Source organism: Shigella sp. FC1544, from assembly GCF_001722145.1.
Lineage (GTDB): Bacteria > Pseudomonadota > Gammaproteobacteria > Enterobacterales > Enterobacteriaceae > Escherichia > Escherichia coli.
Window position 1 is genome coordinate 1 of sequence record NZ_MECT01000111.1, and the last position, 18,955, is coordinate 18,955.

An 18,955-nucleotide genomic window follows, 5' to 3' on the forward strand; every position below is an offset into this window, starting at 1 on the left:
CTGTATGAATCCCGCCTGAAGGGAAAGCTGCACGTAATCAGCAAGCGATATACGCAGCGAATTGAGCGGCATAACCTGAATCTGAGGCAGCACCTGGCACGGCTGGGACGGAAGTCGCTGTCGTTCTCAAAATCGGTGGAGCTGCATGACAAAGTCATCGGGCATTATCTGAACATAAAACACTATCAATAAGTTGTAGTCATTACCAGCCGCGGGATATGCGCCCGCTATTGGGTTTATCCATAGTGGCAAACCGCTTTCATTTGTTTATGACATAGCCGATATCATTAAATTTGATTCGGTTGTACCAAAGGCATTTGAAATAGCGGCGAGGCAACCCGCAGAACCTGATAAAGAAGTCAGATTAGCCTGTCGTGATATTTTCCGTAGCACTAAGTTAACGGGCAAATTAATACCGTTAATTGAGGAAGTCCTTGCCGCAGGTGAAATTGAACCGCCACAACCTGCGCCGGATATGTTACCGCCAGCCATCCCCGAACCTGAAACGTTGGGCGATAGCGGTCATCGAGGACGCGGCTGATGAGCATGGTCGTGGTTGTTACAGAAAATGTCCCGCCGCGCTTACGTGGACGGCTCGCAATCTGGCTACTGGAAGTGCGTGCCGGTGTGTATGTTGGTGATACATCAAAACGTATTCGGGAGATGATCTGGCAGCAAATTACCCAACTGGCTGGTTGCGGAAATGTGGTGATGGCCTGGGCGACCAATACCGAGTCGGGTTTTGAATTTCAGACCTGGGGAGAAAACAGACGTATTCCGGTGGATTTGGATGGGTTACGTTTGGTTTCTTTTCTTCCTGTTGATAATCAATAAGTTATCCGTTCTTTAAAAATAAGGAAATGTTTTAATTTAGTTGGTAGATTGTTGATGCGGAATAAATTTGTTTAAAAACAGTTATGTATGCTTAGTGTGTTCCCCGCGCCAGCGGGGATAAACCGGGCGCACTGGATGCGATAATGGATATCACTTAGAATTCCCCGCCCCTGCGGTAGAACTCCCAGCTCCCATTTTCAAACCCATCAAGACGCCTTCGCCAGCTCCTTCACCAACGGTAGCATTATCCGCATAACGTCACGGCAGCGACGTTCTATTCTTCCAGGAAGTGCCTTATCAATATGCTGTTGATTATCCAGTCTTACGTCATGCCAGCTATTTCCCGCAGGGAATGCGGCTGTTTTTGCGCGTTGCTGATAACCATCCTTATTCCCAAGATTCCAGTTAGTCGCTTCCACCGAAAGTACAGCAATGCCCGCTTTGTCGAATATTTCTGCGTCATTACAACACCCAGTGCCTTTCGGATAATTTTTATTCAACCCCGGATTGGTCGTTGCGGCTATTCCGTGACTGCGCGCAATTGCCAGCGCCCTGTCGCGCGTTAATTTCCTTACTACTTCAGGGGTTTTTACACCGCTGTTGAAATACAATTTATCGCCAACAATTAAGTTATCGAGATTAATCACCAGCAGCGTATTTTTCTTTTCGGTGTCACTCATCCGCTTGAGTAAATTCTCAGCGCCTAATTTCCCTTCCTCTTCGCCGCTGGTCGCCACAAATCGAATACCATACTCGGTAGGCGTATTTTTCAGGCGTTCTGCCAATTCCAGCATGACACCTAAACCTGCGGCGTTATCATCCATTCCTTGTAACGTCAGCCCGCCGAGATTGGCATCGGCGTCAGCATCGCTCAGCGGGGCGTAAGTATCCAGATGCGCCATAATGATGATCTGCTGCGGCGCTTTGCCTTCATGAGCGGCAATCACCGTACTTCCCGTCACGTTATGCCAGCTCTTACGATTATCGCGGGCGGTATAAATATACCGACTATTAAATGTCCGAATATCACTGCGATAACCCATTTGCTGAAACTGTTGGCGAATATAATCGGCAGATAACATTTCTGCAGGAGTTCCGGTCATGCGTCCCGGAAAGAAAGTAGCAATATGTCGTGCCTGAGTATTAGCAAAATCGCCAGGTTTAGGTGACGAGGCGTGTACGGGGAGAATAAAGCATACGCCGAGCGCCAGGGCAGCGGTACGGTGGCGCAATGCGGAAAACATAGTGAGTCCTTAAATACCATGCAAATTTTTTTACCGCCATAGTATGAAACTGCCGCTGCGCTAAAACAATTTCAAATCTTCCTAAACGCCCGAAATCCGGTGCCTTAAGCACTTTTTGATATTAGCTTTGCCAAATCGTTATTCCGTTAAGGAACTACTCATTCTAATTGGTAATTTCATTCGTTCTCTTACGCTCCCTATAGTCGAAACATCTGATGGCAAGAAAATAGCGGTATTGCAAAGGAACGGTTATGGCTCAAAAACGACTTACTCACCTGCGGCAACTGGAGGCGGAAAGCATCCACATTATTCGCGAGGTGGCGGCAGAATTCTCAAATCCGGTGATGCTCTACTCTATCGGTAAAGATTCCAGCGTCATGCTGCATCTGGCGCGCAAGGCGTTTTATCCAGGTACGCTGCCTTTCCCGTTGCTGCATGTCGATACCGGCTGGAAATTCCGCGAGATGTATGAGTTCCGCGATCGTACTGCTAAAGCCTACGGCTGCGAGCTGCTGGTGCATAAAAACCCGGAAGGCGTGGCGATGGGGATTAATCCATTCGTACACGGCAGCGCGAAACATACCGATATTATGAAAACTGAAGGCCTGAAACAGGCGCTGAACAAATACGGTTTTGATGCCGCCTTCGGTGGTGCGCGCCGTGATGAAGAGAAATCCCGCGCTAAAGAGCGAATCTACTCTTTCCGTGACCGCTTCCATCGCTGGGCTCCGAAAAATCAGCGCCCGGAGCTGTGGCACAACTACAACGGGCAAATTAACAAAGGTGAAAGCATCCGCGTCTTCCCGCTCTCTAACTGGACCGAGCAGGATATCTGGCAATACATCTGGCTGGAAAATATCGACATTGTGCCACTGTATCTCGCTGCGGAACGTCCGGTTCTGGAACGCGACGGTATGTTGATGATGATTGATGACAACCGTATCGACCTGCAACCGGGCGAAGTGATTAAAAAACGGATGGTGCGTTTCCGTACGCTGGGCTGCTGGCCGCTGACCGGTGCGGTGGAGTCAAATGCACAAACACTGCCGGAGATCATCGAAGAGATGCTGGTTTCTACCACCAGTGAACGTCAGGGCCGCGTGATTGACCGCGACCAGGCGGGGTCTATGGAGCTGAAAAAACGTCAGGGGTATTTTTAAGATGAACACCGCACTTGCACAACAAATCGCCAATGAAGGCGGCGTCGAAGCCTGGATGATTGCGCAACAACATAAAAGCCTGCTGCGTTTTCTGACCTGTGGTAGCGTCGATGACGGCAAAAGTACCCTGATTGGTCGCCTGCTGCACGATACCCGCCAAATCTACGAAGATCAGCTCTCATCGCTGCATAACGACAGTAAGCGTCACGGCACCCAGGGCGAAAAGCTGGATCTGGCACTGCTGGTGGACGGCCTGCAAGCTGAGCGCGAACAGGGCATCACCATTGACGTGGCTTACCGTTATTTCTCTACCGAGAAGCGTAAATTTATTATCGCCGACACCCCAGGGCACGAGCAGTACACTCGCAATATGGCGACTGGCGCATCGACATGTGAACTGGCGATCTTACTGATCGATGCCCGTAAAGGCGTGCTCGATCAAACCCGTCGTCACAGTTTTATCTCCACACTGTTGGGGATCAAACATCTGGTCGTGGCGATCAACAAAATGGATCTGGTGGATTACAGTGAAGAGACGTTCACCCGTATTCGTGAAGATTATTTGACCTTTGCCGGGCAGCTGCCGGGTAATCTGGATATCCGCTTTGTGCCGCTCTCTGCACTGGAAGGCGACAACGTGGCATCGCAAAGTGAAAGTATGTCGTGGTACAGCGGTCCGACACTGCTCGAAGTGCTGGAAACCGTGGAGATCCAGCGAGTGGTGGATGCCCAGCCAATGCGCTTCCCGGTGCAGTACGTTAATCGCCCGAATCTCGATTTTCGTGGCTACGCCGGAACGCTGGCATCCGGTCGCGTGGAAGTCGGGCAACGTGTCAAAGCGCTGCCCTCTGGTGTGGAATCAAACGTCGCGCGGATCGTGACTTTTGATGGTGATCGCGAAGAAGCCTTTGCCGGAGAAGCGATCACCCTGGTGCTGACGGATGAGATCGACATCAGCCGTGGCGATCTGCTGCTGGCGGCAGACGAAGCGTTACCGGCGGTGCAGAGCGCGTCGGTGGATGTGGTATGGATGGCGGAACAGCCGCTTTCCCCGGGCCAGAGTTACGACATCAAAATTGCCGGTAAGAAGACGCGCGCGCGTGTTGATGGCATTCGCTATCAGGTTGATATTAATAACCTTACCCAGCGTGAAGTTGAAAACCTGCCACTGAATGGGATCGGCCTCGTGGATCTCACTTTTGACGAGCCGCTGGTGTTAGATCGTTATCAACAAAATCCGGTGACGGGTGGGCTGATTTTTATCGATCGCCTGAGCAACGTGACTGTTGGTGCCGGTATGGTGCATGAGCCGAAAAACGAGGCCGCCGTTGCGTCATCTGAATTCAGTGCATTCGAACTGGAATTGAATGCCCTGGTTCGTCGCCACTTTCCGCACTGGGGCGCGCGCGATTTGCTGGGGGATAAATAATGGCGCTGCATGACGAAAACGTCGTCTGGCATAGCCATCCGGTCACTGTGCAACAACGCGAGCTACACCACGGTCATCGTGGTGTAGTGCTGTGGTTTACCGGCCTCTCTGGGTCCGGTAAATCAACGGTCGCCGGGGTGCTGGAGGAGGCGTTACATAAACTCGGCGTCAGTACGTATCTGCTGGATGGCGACAATGTTCGCCACGGATTATGCAGCGATCTCGGTTTTAGCGATGCCGATCGTAAAGAGAATATCCGTCGCGTCGGTGAAGTGGCGAATTTGATGGTTGAAGCCGGACTGGTGGTGCTGACCGCATTTATCTCGCCACACCGCGCCGAACGCCAGATGGTTCGCGAACGCGTAGGAGAAGGGCGCTTTATCGAAGTGTTTGTCGATACGCCGCTGGCGATTTGCGAAGCCCGCGATCCCAAAGGCTTATATAAGAAAGCGCGTGCCGGTGAACTGCGCAACTTTACGGGAATAGATTCCGTTTACGAAGCGCCTGAATCGGCAGAAATTCATCTCAATGGTGAACAATTAGTAACAAATTTGGTACAGCAATTATTAGATCTGTTGAGACAGAACGATATTATCAGATCCTGAGACACCACCGGGTTTCCATGCCCGGTTCGTCAAAGTAACAGGATCAAATATGCGTAATAGCCATAACATTACACTAACAAATAACGACAGCCTTACTGAGGATGAAGAAACCACATGGTCACTGCCTGGTGCCGTGGTCGGTTTTATCTCCTGGTTATTTGCGCTGGCGATGCCGATGTTGATTTATGGCTCTAACACGCTGTTCTTCTTTATCTACACCTGGCCTTTCTTTCTGGCACTGATGCCTGTCGCGGTAGTGGTGGGGATTGCGCTGCATTCATTGATGGACGGAAAGCTACGCTACAGTATTGTTTTCACCCTGGTGACAGTAGGCATTATGTTTGGCGCACTGTTTATGTGGCTACTGGGCTAATTTGTACTTTCTTGTCTCCTCTGTTCATAATTCAAACCGTAACTAATAATGAGATTATGTTCTGCACGCCCTGGGTATACGTAACAATGGACAAATGTGGTACATTTGCCCGCGTTGTCGCGGTATCCCCAACAGAGGATGTAGAGTCGTCTTCGGATGCATGGGATGATGATGCCGTTTTTCAGGGGGCAGGATGGGTAAACTAACGCTGCTGTTGCTGGCTATTCTGATCTGGCTACAGTATTCGCTGTGGTTCGGTAAGAACGGTATACATGACTATACCCGCGTCAATGATGATGTGGCGGCACAGCAAGCTACAAACGCGAAACTTAAAGCGCGAAACGATCAACTTTTTGCCGAAATTGACGATCTCAATGGCGGCCAGGAGGCGCTCGAAGAGCGTGCGCGTAATGAACTCAGCATGACCAGGCCGGGCGAAACTTTTTATCGTCTGGTGCCTGACGCGTCGAAGCGCGCACAGTCTGCGGGGCAAAACAATCGATAAATCAGCCCGGGAATTAACATGGCAACCACTCATTTGGATGTTTGCGCCGTGGTTCCGGCGGCCGGATTTGGCCGTCGAATGCAAACGGAATGTCCTAAGCAATATCTCTCAATCGGTAATCAAACCATTCTTGAACACTCGGTGCATGCGCTGCTGGCGCATCCCCGGGTGAAACGTGTCGTCATTGCCATAAGTCCTGGCGATAGCCGTTTTGCACAACTTCCTCTGGCGAATCATCCGCAAATCACCGTTGTAGATGGCGGTGATGAGCGTGCCGATTCCGTGCTGGCAGGTTTGAAAGCCGCTGGCGACGCGCAGTGGGTATTGGTGCATGACGCCGCTCGTCCTTGTCTGCATCAGGATGACCTCGCGCGATTGTTGGCGTTGAGCGAAACCAGCCGCACGGGAGGGATCCTAGCCGCACCAGTGCGCGATACGATGAAACGTGCCGAACCGGGCAAAAATGCCATTGCTCATACCGTTGATCGCAACGGCTTATGGCACGCGCTGACGCCGCAATTTTTCCCTCGTGAGCTGTTACATGACTGTCTGACGCGCGCTCTAAATGAAGGCGCGACTATTACCGACGAAGCCTCGGCGCTGGAATATTGCGGATTCCATCCTCAGTTGGTCGAAGGCCGTGCGGATAACATTAAAGTCACGCGCCCGGAAGATTTGGCACTGGCCGAGTTTTACCTCACCCGAACCATCCATCAGGAGAATACATAATGCGAATTGGACACGGTTTTGACGTACATGCCTTTGGCGGTGAAGGCCCAATTATCATTGGTGGCGTACGCATTCCTTACGAAAAAGGATTGCTGGCGCATTCTGATGGCGACGTGGCGCTCCATGCGTTGACCGATGCATTGCTTGGCGCGGCGGCGCTGGGGGATATCGGCAAGCTGTTCCCGGATACCGATCCGGCATTTAAAGGTGCCGACAGCCGCGAGCTGCTACGCGAAGCCTGGCGTCGTATTCAGGCGAAGGGTTATACCCTGGGCAACGTCGATGTCACTATCATCGCTCAGGCACCGAAGATGTTGCCGCACATTCCACAAATGCGCGTGTTTATTGCCGAAGATCTCGGCTGCCATATGGATGATGTTAACGTGAAAGCCACTACTACGGAAAAACTTGGATTTACCGGACGTGGGGAAGGGATTGCCTGTGAAGCGGTGGCGCTACTCATTAAGGCAACAAAATGATTGAGTTTGATAATCTCACTTACCTCCACGGTAAACCGCAAGGCACCGGGCTGCTGAAAGCCAATCCGGAAGACTTTGTGGTGGTGGAAGATTTGGGCTTTGAGCCTGATGGTGAAGGTGAGCATATTCTGGTTAGAATCCTCAAAAACGGCTGCAATACCCGTTTTGTGGCGGATGCACTGGCGAAATTCCTGAAAATTCATGCCCGTGAAGTCAGCTTCGCTGGGCAAAAAGACAAACATGCTGTTACGGAACAGTGGTTATGCGCTCGCGTGCCAGGCAAGGAAATGCCCGATCTGAGCGCCTTTCAACTGGAAGGCTGCCAGGTGCTGGAGTATGCGCGGCACAAGCGCAAGCTGCGTTTAGGCGCGCTGAAAGGTAACGCCTTTACCCTGGTTCTGCGCGAAGTGAGCAATCGCGATGACGTTGAACAACGTCTGATCGATATTTGCGTAAAAGGTGTACCGAACTACTTCGGTGCCCAACGTTTTGGGATTGGCGGTAGCAACTTGCAGGGCGCGCTGCGCTGGGCGCAAACCAATACTCCGGTGCGCGATCGCAATAAACGGAGTTTTTGGTTGTCGGCAGCCCGCAGTGCGTTGTTTAATCAGATTGTTGCTGAGCGCCTCAAAAAAGCAGACGTTAATCAAGTTGTTGACGGCGATGCGCTACAATTAGCCGGACGTGGTAGCTGGTTTGTAGCAACCACCGAAGAACTGGCGGAATTACAGCATCGCGTCAACGATAAAGAGCTGATGATAACCGCCGCATTGCCGGGCAGTGGCGAATGGGGAACTCAGCGTGAAGCGCTGGCATTCGAACAAGCAGCTGTCGCCGCAGAAACTGAATTACAAGCTTTACTGGTGCGCGAAAAAGTTGAAGCCGCGCGCAGAGCGATGCTGCTGTATCCGCAACAATTAAGCTGGAATTGGTGGGATGACGTCACCGTAGAGATCCGTTTCTGGCTTCCGGCGGGTAGTTTTGCAACCAGCGTTGTCAGGGAACTTATCAACACAACAGGTGATTATGCGCATATTGCTGAGTAATGATGACGGGGTACATGCACCCGGTATACAAACGCTGGCGAAAGCCTTGCGTGAGTTTGCTGACGTTCAGGTGGTCGCCCCCGATCGTAACCGCAGCGGCGCTTCAAATTCTCTGACACTGGAATCCTCCCTGCGCACGTTTACCTTTGAAAATGGTGATATTGCTGTGCAAATGGGAACCCCGACCGATTGCGTCTATCTTGGCGTGAATGCTCTGATGCGTCCGCGCCCGGACATTGTTGTGTCCGGCATTAACGCCGGGCCGAATCTGGGGGATGACGTTATTTATTCCGGTACGGTAGCCGCCGCGATGGAAGGCCGTCATTTAGGTTTTCCGGCGCTGGCCGTCTCGCTTGACGGGCATAAACATTACGACACTGCCGCGGCGGTAACCTGTTCAATTTTGCGCGCACTGTGTAAAGAGCCGCTGCGCACCGGACGTATTCTTAATATTAACGTTCCGGATTTACCCTTGGATCAAATCAAAGGTATTCGCGTGACGCGCTGCGGTACACGACATCCGGCAGATCAGGTGATCCCGCAGCAAGATCCGCGCGGCAATACGCTGTACTGGATTGGCCCGCCGGGCGGTAAATGTGATGCCGGTCCGGGGACCGATTTTGCTGCGGTAGATGAGGGCTATGTCTCCATCACGCCGCTGCATGTGGATTTAACTGCGCATAGCGCGCAAGATGTGGTTTCAGACTGGTTAAACAGCGTGGGAGTTGGCACGCAATGGTAAGCAGACGCGTACAAGCACTTCTGGATCAATTACGTGCGCAAGGTATTCAGGATGAGCAGGTGCTGAATGCACTTGCTGCCGTGCCGCGTGAAAAATTCGTTGATGAAGCGTTTGAACAAAAAGCCTGGGACAATATCGCCTTGCCGATAGGTCAGGGGCAGACAATTTCGCAGCCGTATATGGTGGCGCGAATGACCGAATTACTCGAGCTGACGCCGCAGTCGCGGGTGCTGGAAATTGGCACCGGTTCGGGATATCAAACGGCAATCCTGGCGCATCTTGTCCAGCATGTTTGCTCGGTCGAACGGATTAAAGGTTTGCAGTGGCAGGCGCGTCGCCGCCTGAAAAATCTTGATTTACATAATGTTTCAACCCGTCATGGCGATGGATGGCAAGGTTGGCAGGCACGCGCGCCGTTTGACGCTATCATTGTTACGGCGGCACCGCCGGAAATTCCAACTGCGCTAATGACGCAGCTGGACGAAGGCGGGATTCTCGTCTTACCCGTAGGGGAGGAGCACCAGTATTTGAAACGGGTGCGTCGTCGGGGAGGCGAATTTATTATCGATACCGTGGAGGCCGTGCGCTTTGTCCCTTTAGTGAAGGGGGAGCTGGCTTAAAACGTGAGGAAATACCTGGATTTTTCCTGGTTATTTTGCCGCAGGTCAGCGTATCGTGAACATCTTTTCCAGTGTTCAGTAGGGTGCCTTGCACGGTAATTATGTCACTGGTTATTAACCAATTTTTCCTGGGGGATAAATGAGCGCGGGAAGCCCAAAATTCACCGTTCGCCGCATTGCGGCTTTGTCACTGGTTTCGCTATGGCTGGCAGGCTGTTCTGACACTTCAAATCCACCGGCACCGGTCAGCTCCGTTAATGGCAATGCGCCTGCAAATACCAATTCTGGTATGTTGATTACGCCGCCGCCGAAAATGGGGACGACGTCTACAGCCCAGCAACCGCAAATCCAGCCAGTGCAGCCAGTAGCTCAGCAGCCGGTACAGATGGAAAACGGACGCATCGTCTATAACCGTCAGTATGGGAACATTCCGAAAGGCAGTTATAGCGGCAGTACCTATACCGTGAAAAAAGGCGACACACTTTTCTATATCGCCTGGATTACTGGCAACGATTTCCGTGACCTTGCTCAGCGCAACAATATTCAGGCACCATACGCGCTGAATGTTGGTCAGACCTTGCAGGTGGGTAATGCTTCCGGTACGCCAATCACTGGCGGAAATGCCATTACCCAGGCCGACGCAGCAGAGCAAGGAGTTGTGATCAAGCCTGCACAAAATTCCACCGTTGCTGTTGCGTCGCAACCGACAATTACGTATTCTGAATCTTCGGGTGAACAGAGTGCTAACAAAATGTTGCCGAACAACAAGCCAGCTGCGACCACGGTCACAGCGCCTGTAACGGTACCAACAGCAAGCACAACCGAGCCAACTGTCAGCAGTACATCAACCAGTACGCCTATCTCCACCTGGCGCTGGCCGACTGAGGGCAAAGTGATCGAAACCTTTGGCGCTTCTGAGGGGGGCAACAAGGGGATTGATATCGCAGGCAGCAAAGGACAGGCAATTATCGCGACCGCAGATGGCCGCGTTGTTTATGCCGGTAACGCGCTGCGCGGCTACGGTAATCTGATTATCATCAAACATAATGATGATTACCTGAGTGCCTACGCCCATAACGACACAATGCTGGTCCGGGAACAACAAGAAGTGAAGGCGGGGCAAAAAATAGCAACCATGGGTAGCACCGGAACCAGTTCAACACGCTTGCATTTTGAAATTCGTTACAAGGGGAAATCCGTAAACCCGCTGCGTTATTTGCCGCAGCGATAAATCGGCGGAACCAGGCTTTTGCTTGAATGTTCCGTCAAGGGATCACGGGTAGGAGCCACCTTATGAGTCAGAATACGCTGAAAGTTCATGATTTAAATGAAGATGCGGAATTTGATGAGAACGGAGTTGAGGTTTTTGACGAAAAGGCCTTAGTAGAAGAGGAACCCAGTGATAACGATTTGGCCGAAGAGGAACTGTAATCGCAGGGAGCCACACAGCGTGTGTTGGACGCGACTCAGCTTTACCTTGGTGAGATTGGTTATTCACCACTGTTAACGGCCGAAGAAGAAGTTTATTTTGCGCGTCGCGCACTGCGTGGAGATGTCGCCTCTCGCCGCCGGATGATCGAGAGTAACTTGCGTCTGGTGGTAAAAATTGCCCGCCGTTATGGCAATCGTGGTCTGGCGTTGCTGGACCTTATCGAAGAGGGCAACCTGGGGCTGATCCGCGCGGTAGAGAAGTTTGACCCGGAACGTGGTTTCCGCTTCTCAACATACGCAACCTGGTGGATTCGCCAGACGATTGAACGGGCGATTATGAACCAAACCCGTACTATTCGTTTGCCGATTCACATCGTAAAGGAGCTGAACGTTTACCTGCGAACCGCACGTGAGTTGTCCCATAAGCTGGACCATGAACCAAGTGCGGAAGAGATCGCAGAGCAACTGGATAAGCCAGTTGATGACGTCAGCCGTATGCTTCGTCTTAACGAGCGCATTACCTCGGTAGACACCCCGCTGGGTGGTGATTCCGAAAAAGCGTTGCTGGACATCCTGGCCGATGAAAAAGAGAACGGTCCGGAAGATACCACGCAAGATGACGATATGAAGCAGAGCATCGTCAAATGGCTGTTCGAGCTGAACGCCAAACAGCGTGAAGTGCTGGCACGTCGATTCGGTTTGCTGGGGTACGAAGCGGCAACACTGGAAGATGTAGGTCGTGAAATTGGCCTCACCCGTGAACGTGTTCGCCAGATTCAGGTTGAAGGCCTGCGCCGTTTGCGTGAAATCCTGCAAACGCAGGGGCTGAATATCGAAGCGCTGTTCCGCGAGTAAGTAAGCATCTGTCAGAAAGGCCAGTCTCAAGCGAGGCTGGCCTTTTCTGTGCACAATAAAAGGTCCGATGCCCATCGGACCTTTTTATTAAGGTCAAATTGCCGCCCATACGCACCAGGTAATTAAGAATCCGGTAAAACCGAGAATGGTCGTTAACACTGTCCAGGTTTTCAGACCGTCTGCTACCGACAACCCCAGATATTTGGTCACAATCCAGAACCCTGAGTCATTAATATGTGACGCGCCAAGCCCACCAAAGCAGGCTGCCAGCGTCACCAATACGCACTGAATCGGATTCAATCCCATCACCGCTTCTGAGAGTAACCCGCCGGTTGTCAGGATTGCTACGGTTGCTGACCCCTGCGATGCACGCAGAGCCAGTGAAATAATAAATGCGGCTGGTAACAGAGGCAGGTCAATCATTTGTAGCATATTGGCAAGGGCTTTGCCGACGCCCGATTCCACCAGCACTTTGCCAAATACCCCTCCAGCACCAGTAACCAAAATCACTACCGCCGCAGTGGGAAGGGCTGAGCCCATAATGTCGCTGGTGTGTTGTAAGCTCCAGCCGCGACGTAAAGCCAATAACCAGAATGCCAGCACCAGCGCAATCATTAGAGCTACCATTGGTGAGCCGATCAGCTGTAGCGTACCAAGCAGGGGATGCGAAGGCGGCATCAGTGTTGCGGAAACCGTACCCGTCATGATAATCGCGATAGGAATAACAATTAGCGAGGTGACCAGCGCGACGCCCGGTGGATTTATTTTATCGCTTAATTTTGTCGCGCCTTCCTCACTGGCCGGAGCCAGTTGCATCTGTTCCAGTACTTCTACTGACATCGCATATTGGCGCTTATTGATTATTTTCGCTGCAAAGTAGCCAACAATCCCTACGGGAATAGAAATCGCAATACCGATGATGGTTAGCCAGCCGATGTCTGCGTGGAGTAACCCCGCTGTGGCGACAGGGCCTGGATGCGGCGGTACTGCCACATGAACAGTTAGCATGATTCCAGCGACAGGCAGGCCAAATTTGAGTGGCGATATTTTGGCAACCTTGGCAAAACCGTAAATGATTGGCGCAAGAATAATAAAGCTGACATCAAAGAAGACGGGAATACCGAGGAAGAACACTGCCAGAGTCAGCGCAGCGATAGTTCGTTTGTCACCTAACTTGCGACTGAAATAATTAGCCAGTGACTCTGCACCACCAGAGTGTTCGATCATACGCCCCAGCATAGCGCCCAGACCAATAATAATAGTGACGGAACCAAGCACACCGCCCATCCCGGCGATCATCACTTTACCCACTTCGCCCGCCGGTATACCCGCCGCAAGTGCGACTAACAGGCTGACGAGGAGCAGAGCAACGAATGGTTGTACCTTTGCCTTGATGACCAGCAGCAACAGCATGATTACGCCAGCTAACGCAATGCATAACAATGTAATTGTGGACATGGGAAACCCTGTCTGAAAGTTATAGTTAACCTACCCCATCCGTAGATGGGGGGATGTATGGGTACGTTGTAATTAGGGATTTAACGAATTAGCGCCAGGCGTCAAACCAGCCAAGCCCTTCTTCGGTGAGGCCACGAGGTTTATATTCACAACCGATCCAGCCCTGATATCCCACCTCATCGAACAGGCGGAACAGCCACGGATAGTTGATTTCTCCATCGTCCGGTTCATGTCGATCAGGTAGTCCGGCAATTTGTACGTGCGCATATTTCCCAGCGTAGTCGCGGATTAAATGCGTCAGGTTGCCATCTACTTTTTGCGCATGAAAAGTATCTAGTTGAATAAACACGTTATCTCGCGCAACCTCTTCAACAATAGCCAGTGCCTGATACTGGCTGGAGAAGAGATAATGAGGCTTAACGTCGGGGCTGAGTGCTTCAACTAATATTCGCTTGCCGTGTGGCGCAAAGCGGTCGGCAGCGTAGCGGAGATTATCGATAAATACTGCCCGGTACCGTTCAGCATCTTCGCCAGCGGGCACGACGCCTGCCATCACATGGACTTGTTCACAATTGAGCGCCAATGCATATTCCAGTGCCAGGTCGATGTCTGCGTGTGCTTCGTGCTCACGTCCGGGAAGGGCGGATAATCCCCATTCCCCCGCATTAATATCTCCGGGAGCGGTATTGAACAGCGCCAGTGTCAGATGGTTTTGCTCCAGTTGCTTTTGGATTTGCAGGGTGGAGTAGTCATAGGGAAACAGAAATTCCACAGCATCGAACCCGGCTTTTCGCGCTGCGGCGAAGCGTTCAATAAAAGGCACTTCGGTGAACATCATGGATAAATTAGCTGCAAAACGAGGCATTGCATTAACTCCTTAATTCCGCAATTTCACCTGCGGTCAGATAACGGATCGGGCGGTCACCGAGAATAAAAATCAGCTTTGCCGTTTCCTCCAGCTCTTCCATATTGTTGGTGGCTTCTTGCAGGCTTTCACCGCAAACCACTGGGCCATGATTTGCCAGTAAAAAAGCCTGATTGTCTGCTGCCAGTTCCGCCAGATCCTGTGCGATGCGTTTATCGCCCGGTCGGTAATAGGGCACCAGCGGGACATTTCCCATCCGCATCACCACGTATGGTGTGAACGGACGAATAACGTTGCTGCTGTCCAGCCCTTGCAGGCAGGAAAGCGCCGTCGACCATGTGCTGTGCAAATGCACCACCGCTTTACAGCGCGGATTGTTGCGATACAGCGCCAGATGAAAGAGCACCTCTTTCGAGGGTTTGTCACCACTTAACCATTCGCCATCCGCGGCGACTTTGGAAAGCCGCTGCGGATCGAGATTGCCCAGGCATGAACCTGTCGGTGTCGCCAGTAAATTCCCGTCAGGTAAAAGCAGCGACAGATTGCCAGCCGAACCGGTTGCATAGCCGCGCTGAAAGAATGAACTGGCAATCCGCGTCATCTCCTCTCGCAAAGACTGCTCTACTTTTGCGAAATCGCTCATGATAAAAACTCTCTTTGGGCTCGTGAAAAAAAGGCTTCATCACCGAAGTTGCCAGATTTAAGGGCGAGTGAGACAGGCTTATCCAGTGCGTTTACCCACGGCACGCCGGGGGAAATGGTTGGGCCAATATGAAACCCTTTTATGCCCAGGCTCTGTGTGACTACGCCGGAGGTCTCACCGCCTGCGACAATAAAGCGTGTCACGCCTTCCGCTGCTAACCGCGCCGCTAGTTGAGAAAACAGAGTTTCTACTGCCTGACTGGCTTTTTGTGCACCGTATTGCTGTTGAATTGCTGCCAATGCGTCAGTGCTGGCGGTGGCAAAAACCAGTGGAGCAAGTACACTTTCCTGGCCCAGAACCCACTCTGCCAGTTCGTGTGCATAAGCGGCCAGAGTTTCGGTTGAGAGGCAGCGTGCCACATCAACTTCACGGGCTGGTGCAATTTGACGGTAATGTGCCACCTGGCGGTTGGTCATTTGAGAGCATGAACCGGAGAGCACTACGCCGCGCCCAGCGAGCGGATGCCCTGCTTCGCGAGCCTGGTTACCGTTTTCTTGCGCCCACTGCCGGGCCAGGCCAATCGCCAGACCAGAACCGCCCGTTACCAGTGGGGCATCGCGCAAGGCTTCTCCCTGAATTTCCAGATGGTGTTCGGTCAGCGCATCAAGCACCGCGTAGCGGTAGCCCTCTTGCTGTAAGCGAGCCAGCTCTTGACGAACGGCATCCACACCTTGTTCGAAAACATGTGCCGAAACGACGCCGCAGCGCCCTGTGGATTGTGCTTCAACCAGACGGGGAAGATAGCTGTCGGTCATGGGATTTACCGGGTGATGGCGCATCCCGGATTCGGCCAGCAGTTGATTCATTACGAACAAATACCCCTGATAAACCGTACGTCCGTTGACCGACAGGGCCGGAGAGAAGACCGTAAACGGCGTGTCGAGAGCATCCATTAATGCATCGGTAACCGGGCCGATATTACCTTTCGCCGTACTGTCGAAAGTAGAGCAGTATTTGAAATAGATCTGTTTGCAACCTTGCTGTTGCAACCAGCTCAGAGCCGCCAGCGATTGCTGTGTGGCTTCAACCACCGGACAGGAGCGCGTTTTCAGGCTGATCACCAGTGCGTCGATTGCTTCCGGCATTTTACCTGTTGGAACACCGTTAATTTGTACCGTTGGTAGACCGTTTTCCACCAGAAAACTGGCGATATCCGTCGCGCCGGTAAAATCATCGGCGATAACGCCAATCTTGATCATGATTTCGCTCCCGGTAGAGTGATGCCAGAGAAAATCTTGATAACTGCGCTATCGTCTTCTTTCCCGTAACCTGCGTTACTGGCGCTGGTGAACATATTCAATGCTGTTGAGGCCAATGGCAGCGGGAAGTGCAGGGCTTTGGCTGTATCGGCAACCAGACCAAGATCCTTAACAAAAATATCGACGGCTGAATGCGGGGTGTAATCGCCATCCACCACATGACGCATCCGGTTTTCGAACATCCAGGAATTTCCGGCGGCATTGGTCACGACGTCATACATCACATCCAGCGGGATCCCCGCACGGGCTGCAAGTGCCATCGCTTCGGCTCCGGCAGCAATATGTACGCCCGCTAACAACTGGTGAATAATTTTTACGGTCGAACCTAGTCCCGGTTCTGCACCTATGCGATAAACTTTTCCGGCAACGGCTTCCAGCACGGGTGCCAGTCGTTCAAAGGCAATATCGCTACCGGAGGCCATGACAGTCATTTCACCGTTAGCGGCTTTTACTGCACCACCAGAAACTGGCGCATCCAGCATTTCCAGATCGAATCCAGCCAGAGCGGTAGCAATTTCTTGCGCATCAGCACTAGCGATAGTGGAAGAAACCATTACTGCCGTACCGGGTTTCAGATGTTGTACAACGCCTGTTTCACCAAACAGCACCTGTTTAACCTGGGCCGCATTGACCACCAGCACCAGCAGAGCATCCAGTTTTTCGGCAAACGTCGCGGCGTTATCAGAAACCCCGCAAGCACCTGCCTCTTTCAACGTAGCGCAGGCATTGCTGTTCAGGTCTGCGCCCCAGGTAGAAAGACCTGCGCGGACACATGACAGTGCTGCTCCCATTCCCATTGACCCTAAGCTAACGATACCGACATGAAACTCAGATCCCGTTTTCATCTGCTCTCCTTGTTAATTTAAGTGATATTTTGTTTGATATTGTGAATATAAGCGCTGGAAGATAACGATATGGTGAGCTTATTCACATAAATTAACATTGTGTGTTATTTTATGTGAACTAAGCGTTAGTTGCGCCGCGCACGTTTCGCAGGCAAATAGCGTAGAATGTCAGCAGGACAAAGGAAGGAGCAAAAGTTGATACCCGTAGAGCGTCGCCAAATCATCCTTGAGATGGTAGCTGAAAAAGGCATTGTCAGTATTGCTGAACTAACGGACAGAATGAATGTGTCACATATGACCATTCGTCGGGATTTACAAAAACTGGAGCAGCAGGGAGCCGTTGTGCTGGTGTCCGGAGGCGTCCAGTCTCCGGGACGCGTGGCGCATGAACCTTCTCATCAGGTAAAAACTGCGCTGGCAATGACGCAAAAAGCGGCTATTGGCAAGCTGGCGGCAAGTCTTGTTCAGCCGGGAAGTTGTATCTATCTGGATGCGGGAACAACCACGTTAGCGATAGCACAGCATCTGATTCACATGGAGTCACTGACTGTGGTCACAAACGATTTCGTTATTGCGAACTACTTGCTCGACAACAGTAATTGCACAATTATTCACACTGGCGGTGCAGTGTGTCGGGAAAACCGTTCCTGTGTCGGGGAAGCCGCTGCGACCATGCTGCGCAGCCTGATGATTGATCAGGCTTTTATTTCTGCATCGTCATGGAGTGTGCGGGGGATTTCTACGCCAGCGGAAGATAAAGTCACGGTGAAACGGGCGATTGCTAGTGCCAGCCGCCAGCGAGTTTTGGTCTGTGATGCGACGAAATATGGTCAGGTGGCGACATGGCTGGCGTTACCATTAAGCGAGTTTGATCAGATTATTACAGACGACGGTTTGCCGGAGAGTGCCAGTCGCGCGCTGGCGAAGCAGGATCTCTCTTTGCTGGTAGCGAAAAATGAATAATGGCCTGCAATAACATCTGGTTACTCATGCTTCACAGAAGAAGCATGAGACTACCTTATTTTATAAAATGACAGCCGCCCACTTTTCGGCGATCCGGTATCAATATAAATCTGGTTAGCGAACGTCTGAATGTTATCAAACATCATATGTCCAAATATAAAATAATCAGCGCCGTTTATTTATTGTAACTCGCCATTAAGCGATTTCTGCACACGATAAACAGGCCAGAGTAATTCGCTCTCTGCTATTTCTTTGCCAAAGAGATATTCATCACCCGGATAATCTGCATGTGCGATGACATATTTTATTATGTCGTTAGTGATTTCAATAATATGTGGAAGGTGATGGAATTTCAGCAACAGATCTATTGCCTCTTGTTGCTCTGAATCATTTAAATCGAAAAACCAGTCACCACCGCTGGCAAGCCACATATTGCCATCGCCGGTCGCGAACGCATCCAGCGCCATTGCTTCGTGGTTGCCTTTAACGGAGATAAACCAGGGCTGGTTTAGCAGGCGCAGGACGTCAAGACTCTCCGGCCCACGATCAATATTATCGCCGACAGAAATAAGTAAGTCGGTTTCAGGGCAAAAAGAGAGTTGATGTAAGCGGGATTGTAATAATTGATATTCACCATGAATATCACCAACGACCCATATATGGCGATAGTGATGGGCATTAATTTTTTGATAGCGTGTAGATGGCATGGTTTTACCCTGTAAAATAAGCTTTCCTATTATACAGGGTGTTTTTATTTTATTCGTCAGTTGTCGTTAATATTCCCGATAGCAAAAGACTATCGGGAATTGT

The 18,955-nt window shown here is 51.5% G+C and carries 20 protein-coding genes and 3 pseudogenes; 16 read left to right on the forward strand and 7 right to left on the reverse strand.

The features are described 5' to 3' along the window. The 3 genes and pseudogenes from BGK49_RS07675 to cas2e form a co-directional block, all read left to right on the forward strand. Positions 1-192 (forward strand): IS1 family transposase (locus BGK49_RS07675; RefSeq protein ID WP_000718190.1); only part of this gene is annotated, 192 nt, incomplete at its 5' end. 16 nt (positions 193-208) lie between these two features. Then, a pseudogene (locus tag BGK49_RS07680) lies at positions 209-541 on the forward strand (type I-E CRISPR-associated endonuclease Cas1e); the annotation flags it as partial. Next, on the forward strand, positions 541-834 hold the full coding sequence (gene cas2e / locus BGK49_RS07685) for a type I-E CRISPR-associated endoribonuclease Cas2e (protein WP_000063176.1): 294 nt from the start codon (positions 541-543) through the stop codon (positions 832-834). The pseudogene BGK49_RS07680 and the gene cas2e, both read left to right, overlap by 1 nt. A gap of 206 nt (positions 835-1,040) precedes the next feature. Here the strand turns inward: cas2e and iap are convergent, their stop codons facing one another. Continuing rightward, complete coding sequence (gene iap, locus BGK49_RS07690; protein WP_000490434.1) at positions 1,041-2,078, reverse strand: alkaline phosphatase isozyme conversion aminopeptidase; 1,038 nt, start codon at positions 2,076-2,078, stop codon at positions 1,041-1,043. A gap of 251 nt (positions 2,079-2,329) precedes the next feature. On the opposite strand from iap, the gene cysD reads away from it, so the two are divergent. From cysD to rpoS, 12 genes and pseudogenes are all read left to right on the forward strand, one after another. Beyond that, positions 2,330-3,238, forward strand: coding sequence for a sulfate adenylyltransferase subunit CysD (gene cysD / locus BGK49_RS07695; protein WP_000057622.1), 909 nt, complete (start codon positions 2,330-2,332; stop codon positions 3,236-3,238). Position 3,239: 1 nt separating this feature from the next. Next, positions 3,240-4,667, forward strand: coding sequence for a sulfate adenylyltransferase subunit CysN (gene cysN / locus BGK49_RS07700; protein WP_001090374.1), 1,428 nt, complete (start codon positions 3,240-3,242; stop codon positions 4,665-4,667). Further along, positions 4,667-5,272: an adenylyl-sulfate kinase gene (cysC, locus tag BGK49_RS07705; RefSeq protein WP_001173679.1), complete on the forward strand. Its 606-nt coding sequence runs from the start codon at positions 4,667-4,669 to the stop codon at positions 5,270-5,272. The genes cysN and cysC overlap by 1 nt, the downstream gene beginning before the upstream one ends. A 49-nt stretch (positions 5,273-5,321) precedes the next feature. Beyond that, the gene (locus BGK49_RS07710) at positions 5,322-5,645 is read left to right on the forward strand and encodes a DUF3561 family protein (RefSeq protein ID WP_001246104.1); all 324 of its coding nucleotides are present in this window, start codon (positions 5,322-5,324) and stop codon (positions 5,643-5,645) included. Positions 5,646-5,838: 193 nt separating this feature from the next. Continuing rightward, positions 5,839-6,150 carry a cell division protein FtsB gene (gene ftsB, locus BGK49_RS07715; protein WP_000517468.1) on the forward strand — a complete coding sequence of 104 codons (312 nt, stop codon included), beginning with the start codon at positions 5,839-5,841 and terminating at the stop codon, positions 6,148-6,150. Between the two features lie 18 nt (positions 6,151-6,168). After that, complete coding sequence (gene ispD / locus BGK49_RS07720) at positions 6,169-6,879, forward strand: 2-C-methyl-D-erythritol 4-phosphate cytidylyltransferase (protein WP_000246138.1); 711 nt, start codon at positions 6,169-6,171, stop codon at positions 6,877-6,879. Then, positions 6,879-7,358, forward strand: a complete 480-nt coding sequence (gene ispF / locus BGK49_RS07725) for a 2-C-methyl-D-erythritol 2,4-cyclodiphosphate synthase (RefSeq protein WP_001219242.1) — start codon at positions 6,879-6,881, stop codon at positions 7,356-7,358. Before ispD ends, ispF begins: the two co-directional genes overlap by 1 nt. Beyond that, a complete protein-coding gene (gene truD / locus BGK49_RS07730; protein ID WP_000568918.1) occupies positions 7,355-8,404 on the forward strand; it encodes a tRNA pseudouridine(13) synthase TruD in 1,050 nt (349 codons plus the stop codon). Before ispF ends, truD begins: the two co-directional genes overlap by 4 nt. Further along, positions 8,385-9,146: a 5'/3'-nucleotidase SurE gene (surE, locus tag BGK49_RS07735; RefSeq protein ID WP_001295182.1), complete on the forward strand. Its 762-nt coding sequence runs from the start codon at positions 8,385-8,387 to the stop codon at positions 9,144-9,146. Before truD ends, surE begins: the two co-directional genes overlap by 20 nt. Then, positions 9,140-9,766, forward strand: coding sequence for a protein-L-isoaspartate O-methyltransferase (gene pcm / locus BGK49_RS07740; protein WP_000254708.1), 627 nt, complete (start codon positions 9,140-9,142; stop codon positions 9,764-9,766). The genes surE and pcm overlap by 7 nt, the downstream gene beginning before the upstream one ends. A 184-nt stretch (positions 9,767-9,950) precedes the next feature. Continuing rightward, entirely contained in the window at positions 9,951-10,997 is a 1,047-nt protein-coding gene (gene nlpD / locus BGK49_RS07745; protein WP_306308696.1) for a murein hydrolase activator NlpD, read from the forward strand. Between the two features lie 62 nt (positions 10,998-11,059). Beyond that, positions 11,060-12,052, forward strand: a pseudogene (gene rpoS / locus BGK49_RS07750) (RNA polymerase sigma factor RpoS). Positions 12,053-12,145: 93 nt separating this feature from the next. Here rpoS and BGK49_RS07755 read toward each other — a convergent pair. The 5 genes from BGK49_RS07755 to ltnD all read right to left on the reverse strand — a co-directional run bounded on the left by BGK49_RS07755 (position 12,146) and on the right by ltnD (position 17,182). Continuing rightward, on the reverse strand, positions 12,146-13,510 hold the full coding sequence (locus BGK49_RS07755; RefSeq protein ID WP_000104447.1) for a GntP family transporter: 1,365 nt from the start codon (positions 13,508-13,510) through the stop codon (positions 12,146-12,148). Positions 13,511-13,598: 88 nt separating this feature from the next. Next, complete coding sequence (locus BGK49_RS07760) at positions 13,599-14,375, reverse strand: HPr family phosphocarrier protein (protein WP_001136921.1); 777 nt, start codon at positions 14,373-14,375, stop codon at positions 13,599-13,601. A 4-nt stretch (positions 14,376-14,379) separates the two neighbouring features. After that, positions 14,380-15,018: a 3-oxo-tetronate 4-phosphate decarboxylase gene (gene otnC, locus BGK49_RS07765; RefSeq protein ID WP_001278997.1), complete on the reverse strand. Its 639-nt coding sequence runs from the start codon at positions 15,016-15,018 to the stop codon at positions 14,380-14,382. After that, positions 15,015-16,277: a 3-oxo-tetronate kinase gene (otnK, locus tag BGK49_RS07770; protein ID WP_000590422.1), complete on the reverse strand. Its 1,263-nt coding sequence runs from the start codon at positions 16,275-16,277 to the stop codon at positions 15,015-15,017. Before otnK ends, otnC begins: the two co-directional genes overlap by 4 nt. Continuing rightward, positions 16,274-17,182 (reverse strand): L-threonate dehydrogenase, encoded by a 909-nt coding sequence (ltnD, locus tag BGK49_RS07775; protein WP_000848005.1) that lies wholly within the window; start codon positions 17,180-17,182, stop codon positions 16,274-16,276. The genes otnK and ltnD overlap by 4 nt, the downstream gene beginning before the upstream one ends. A gap of 195 nt (positions 17,183-17,377) precedes the next feature. Here ltnD and ygbI point away from each other — a divergent pair, with 195 nt between their 5' ends. Then, positions 17,378-18,145: a DNA-binding transcriptional repressor YgbI gene (gene ygbI, locus BGK49_RS07780; protein WP_001297141.1), complete on the forward strand. Its 768-nt coding sequence runs from the start codon at positions 17,378-17,380 to the stop codon at positions 18,143-18,145. Between the two features lie 50 nt (positions 18,146-18,195). Here ygbI and pphB read toward each other — a convergent pair. Then, a pseudogene (gene pphB, locus BGK49_RS07785) lies at positions 18,196-18,852 on the reverse strand (protein-serine/threonine phosphatase). Positions 18,853-18,955: the final 103 nt, after the last annotated feature.

Bases quoted from the DNA above. Each gene is read 5' to 3' on its own strand.
- cas2e (WP_000063176.1), top strand. From the start codon at position 541: ATGAGCATGGTCGTGGTTGTTACAGAAAATGTCCCGCCGCGCTTACGT.
- iap (WP_000490434.1), bottom strand. From the start codon at position 2,078: ATGTTTTCCGCATTGCGCCACCGTACCGCTGCCCTGGCGCTCGGCGTA.
- cysD (WP_000057622.1), top strand. From the start codon at position 2,330: ATGGCTCAAAAACGACTTACTCACCTGCGGCAACTGGAGGCGGAAAGC.
- cysN (WP_001090374.1), top strand. From the start codon at position 3,240: ATGAACACCGCACTTGCACAACAAATCGCCAATGAAGGCGGCGTCGAA.
- cysC (WP_001173679.1), top strand. From the start codon at position 4,667: ATGGCGCTGCATGACGAAAACGTCGTCTGGCATAGCCATCCGGTCACT.
- BGK49_RS07710 (WP_001246104.1), top strand. From the start codon at position 5,322: ATGCGTAATAGCCATAACATTACACTAACAAATAACGACAGCCTTACT.
- ftsB (WP_000517468.1), top strand. From the start codon at position 5,839: ATGGGTAAACTAACGCTGCTGTTGCTGGCTATTCTGATCTGGCTACAG.
- ispD (WP_000246138.1), top strand. From the start codon at position 6,169: ATGGCAACCACTCATTTGGATGTTTGCGCCGTGGTTCCGGCGGCCGGA.
- ispF (WP_001219242.1), top strand. From the start codon at position 6,879: ATGCGAATTGGACACGGTTTTGACGTACATGCCTTTGGCGGTGAAGGC.
- truD (WP_000568918.1), top strand. From the start codon at position 7,355: ATGATTGAGTTTGATAATCTCACTTACCTCCACGGTAAACCGCAAGGC.
- surE (WP_001295182.1), top strand. From the start codon at position 8,385: ATGCGCATATTGCTGAGTAATGATGACGGGGTACATGCACCCGGTATA.
- pcm (WP_000254708.1), top strand. From the start codon at position 9,140: ATGGTAAGCAGACGCGTACAAGCACTTCTGGATCAATTACGTGCGCAA.
- BGK49_RS07755 (WP_000104447.1), bottom strand. From the start codon at position 13,510: ATGTCCACAATTACATTGTTATGCATTGCGTTAGCTGGCGTAATCATG.
- BGK49_RS07760 (WP_001136921.1), bottom strand. From the start codon at position 14,375: ATGCCTCGTTTTGCAGCTAATTTATCCATGATGTTCACCGAAGTGCCT.
- otnC (WP_001278997.1), bottom strand. From the start codon at position 15,018: ATGAGCGATTTCGCAAAAGTAGAGCAGTCTTTGCGAGAGGAGATGACG.
- otnK (WP_000590422.1), bottom strand. From the start codon at position 16,277: ATGATCAAGATTGGCGTTATCGCCGATGATTTTACCGGCGCGACGGAT.
- ltnD (WP_000848005.1), bottom strand. From the start codon at position 17,182: ATGAAAACGGGATCTGAGTTTCATGTCGGTATCGTTAGCTTAGGGTCA.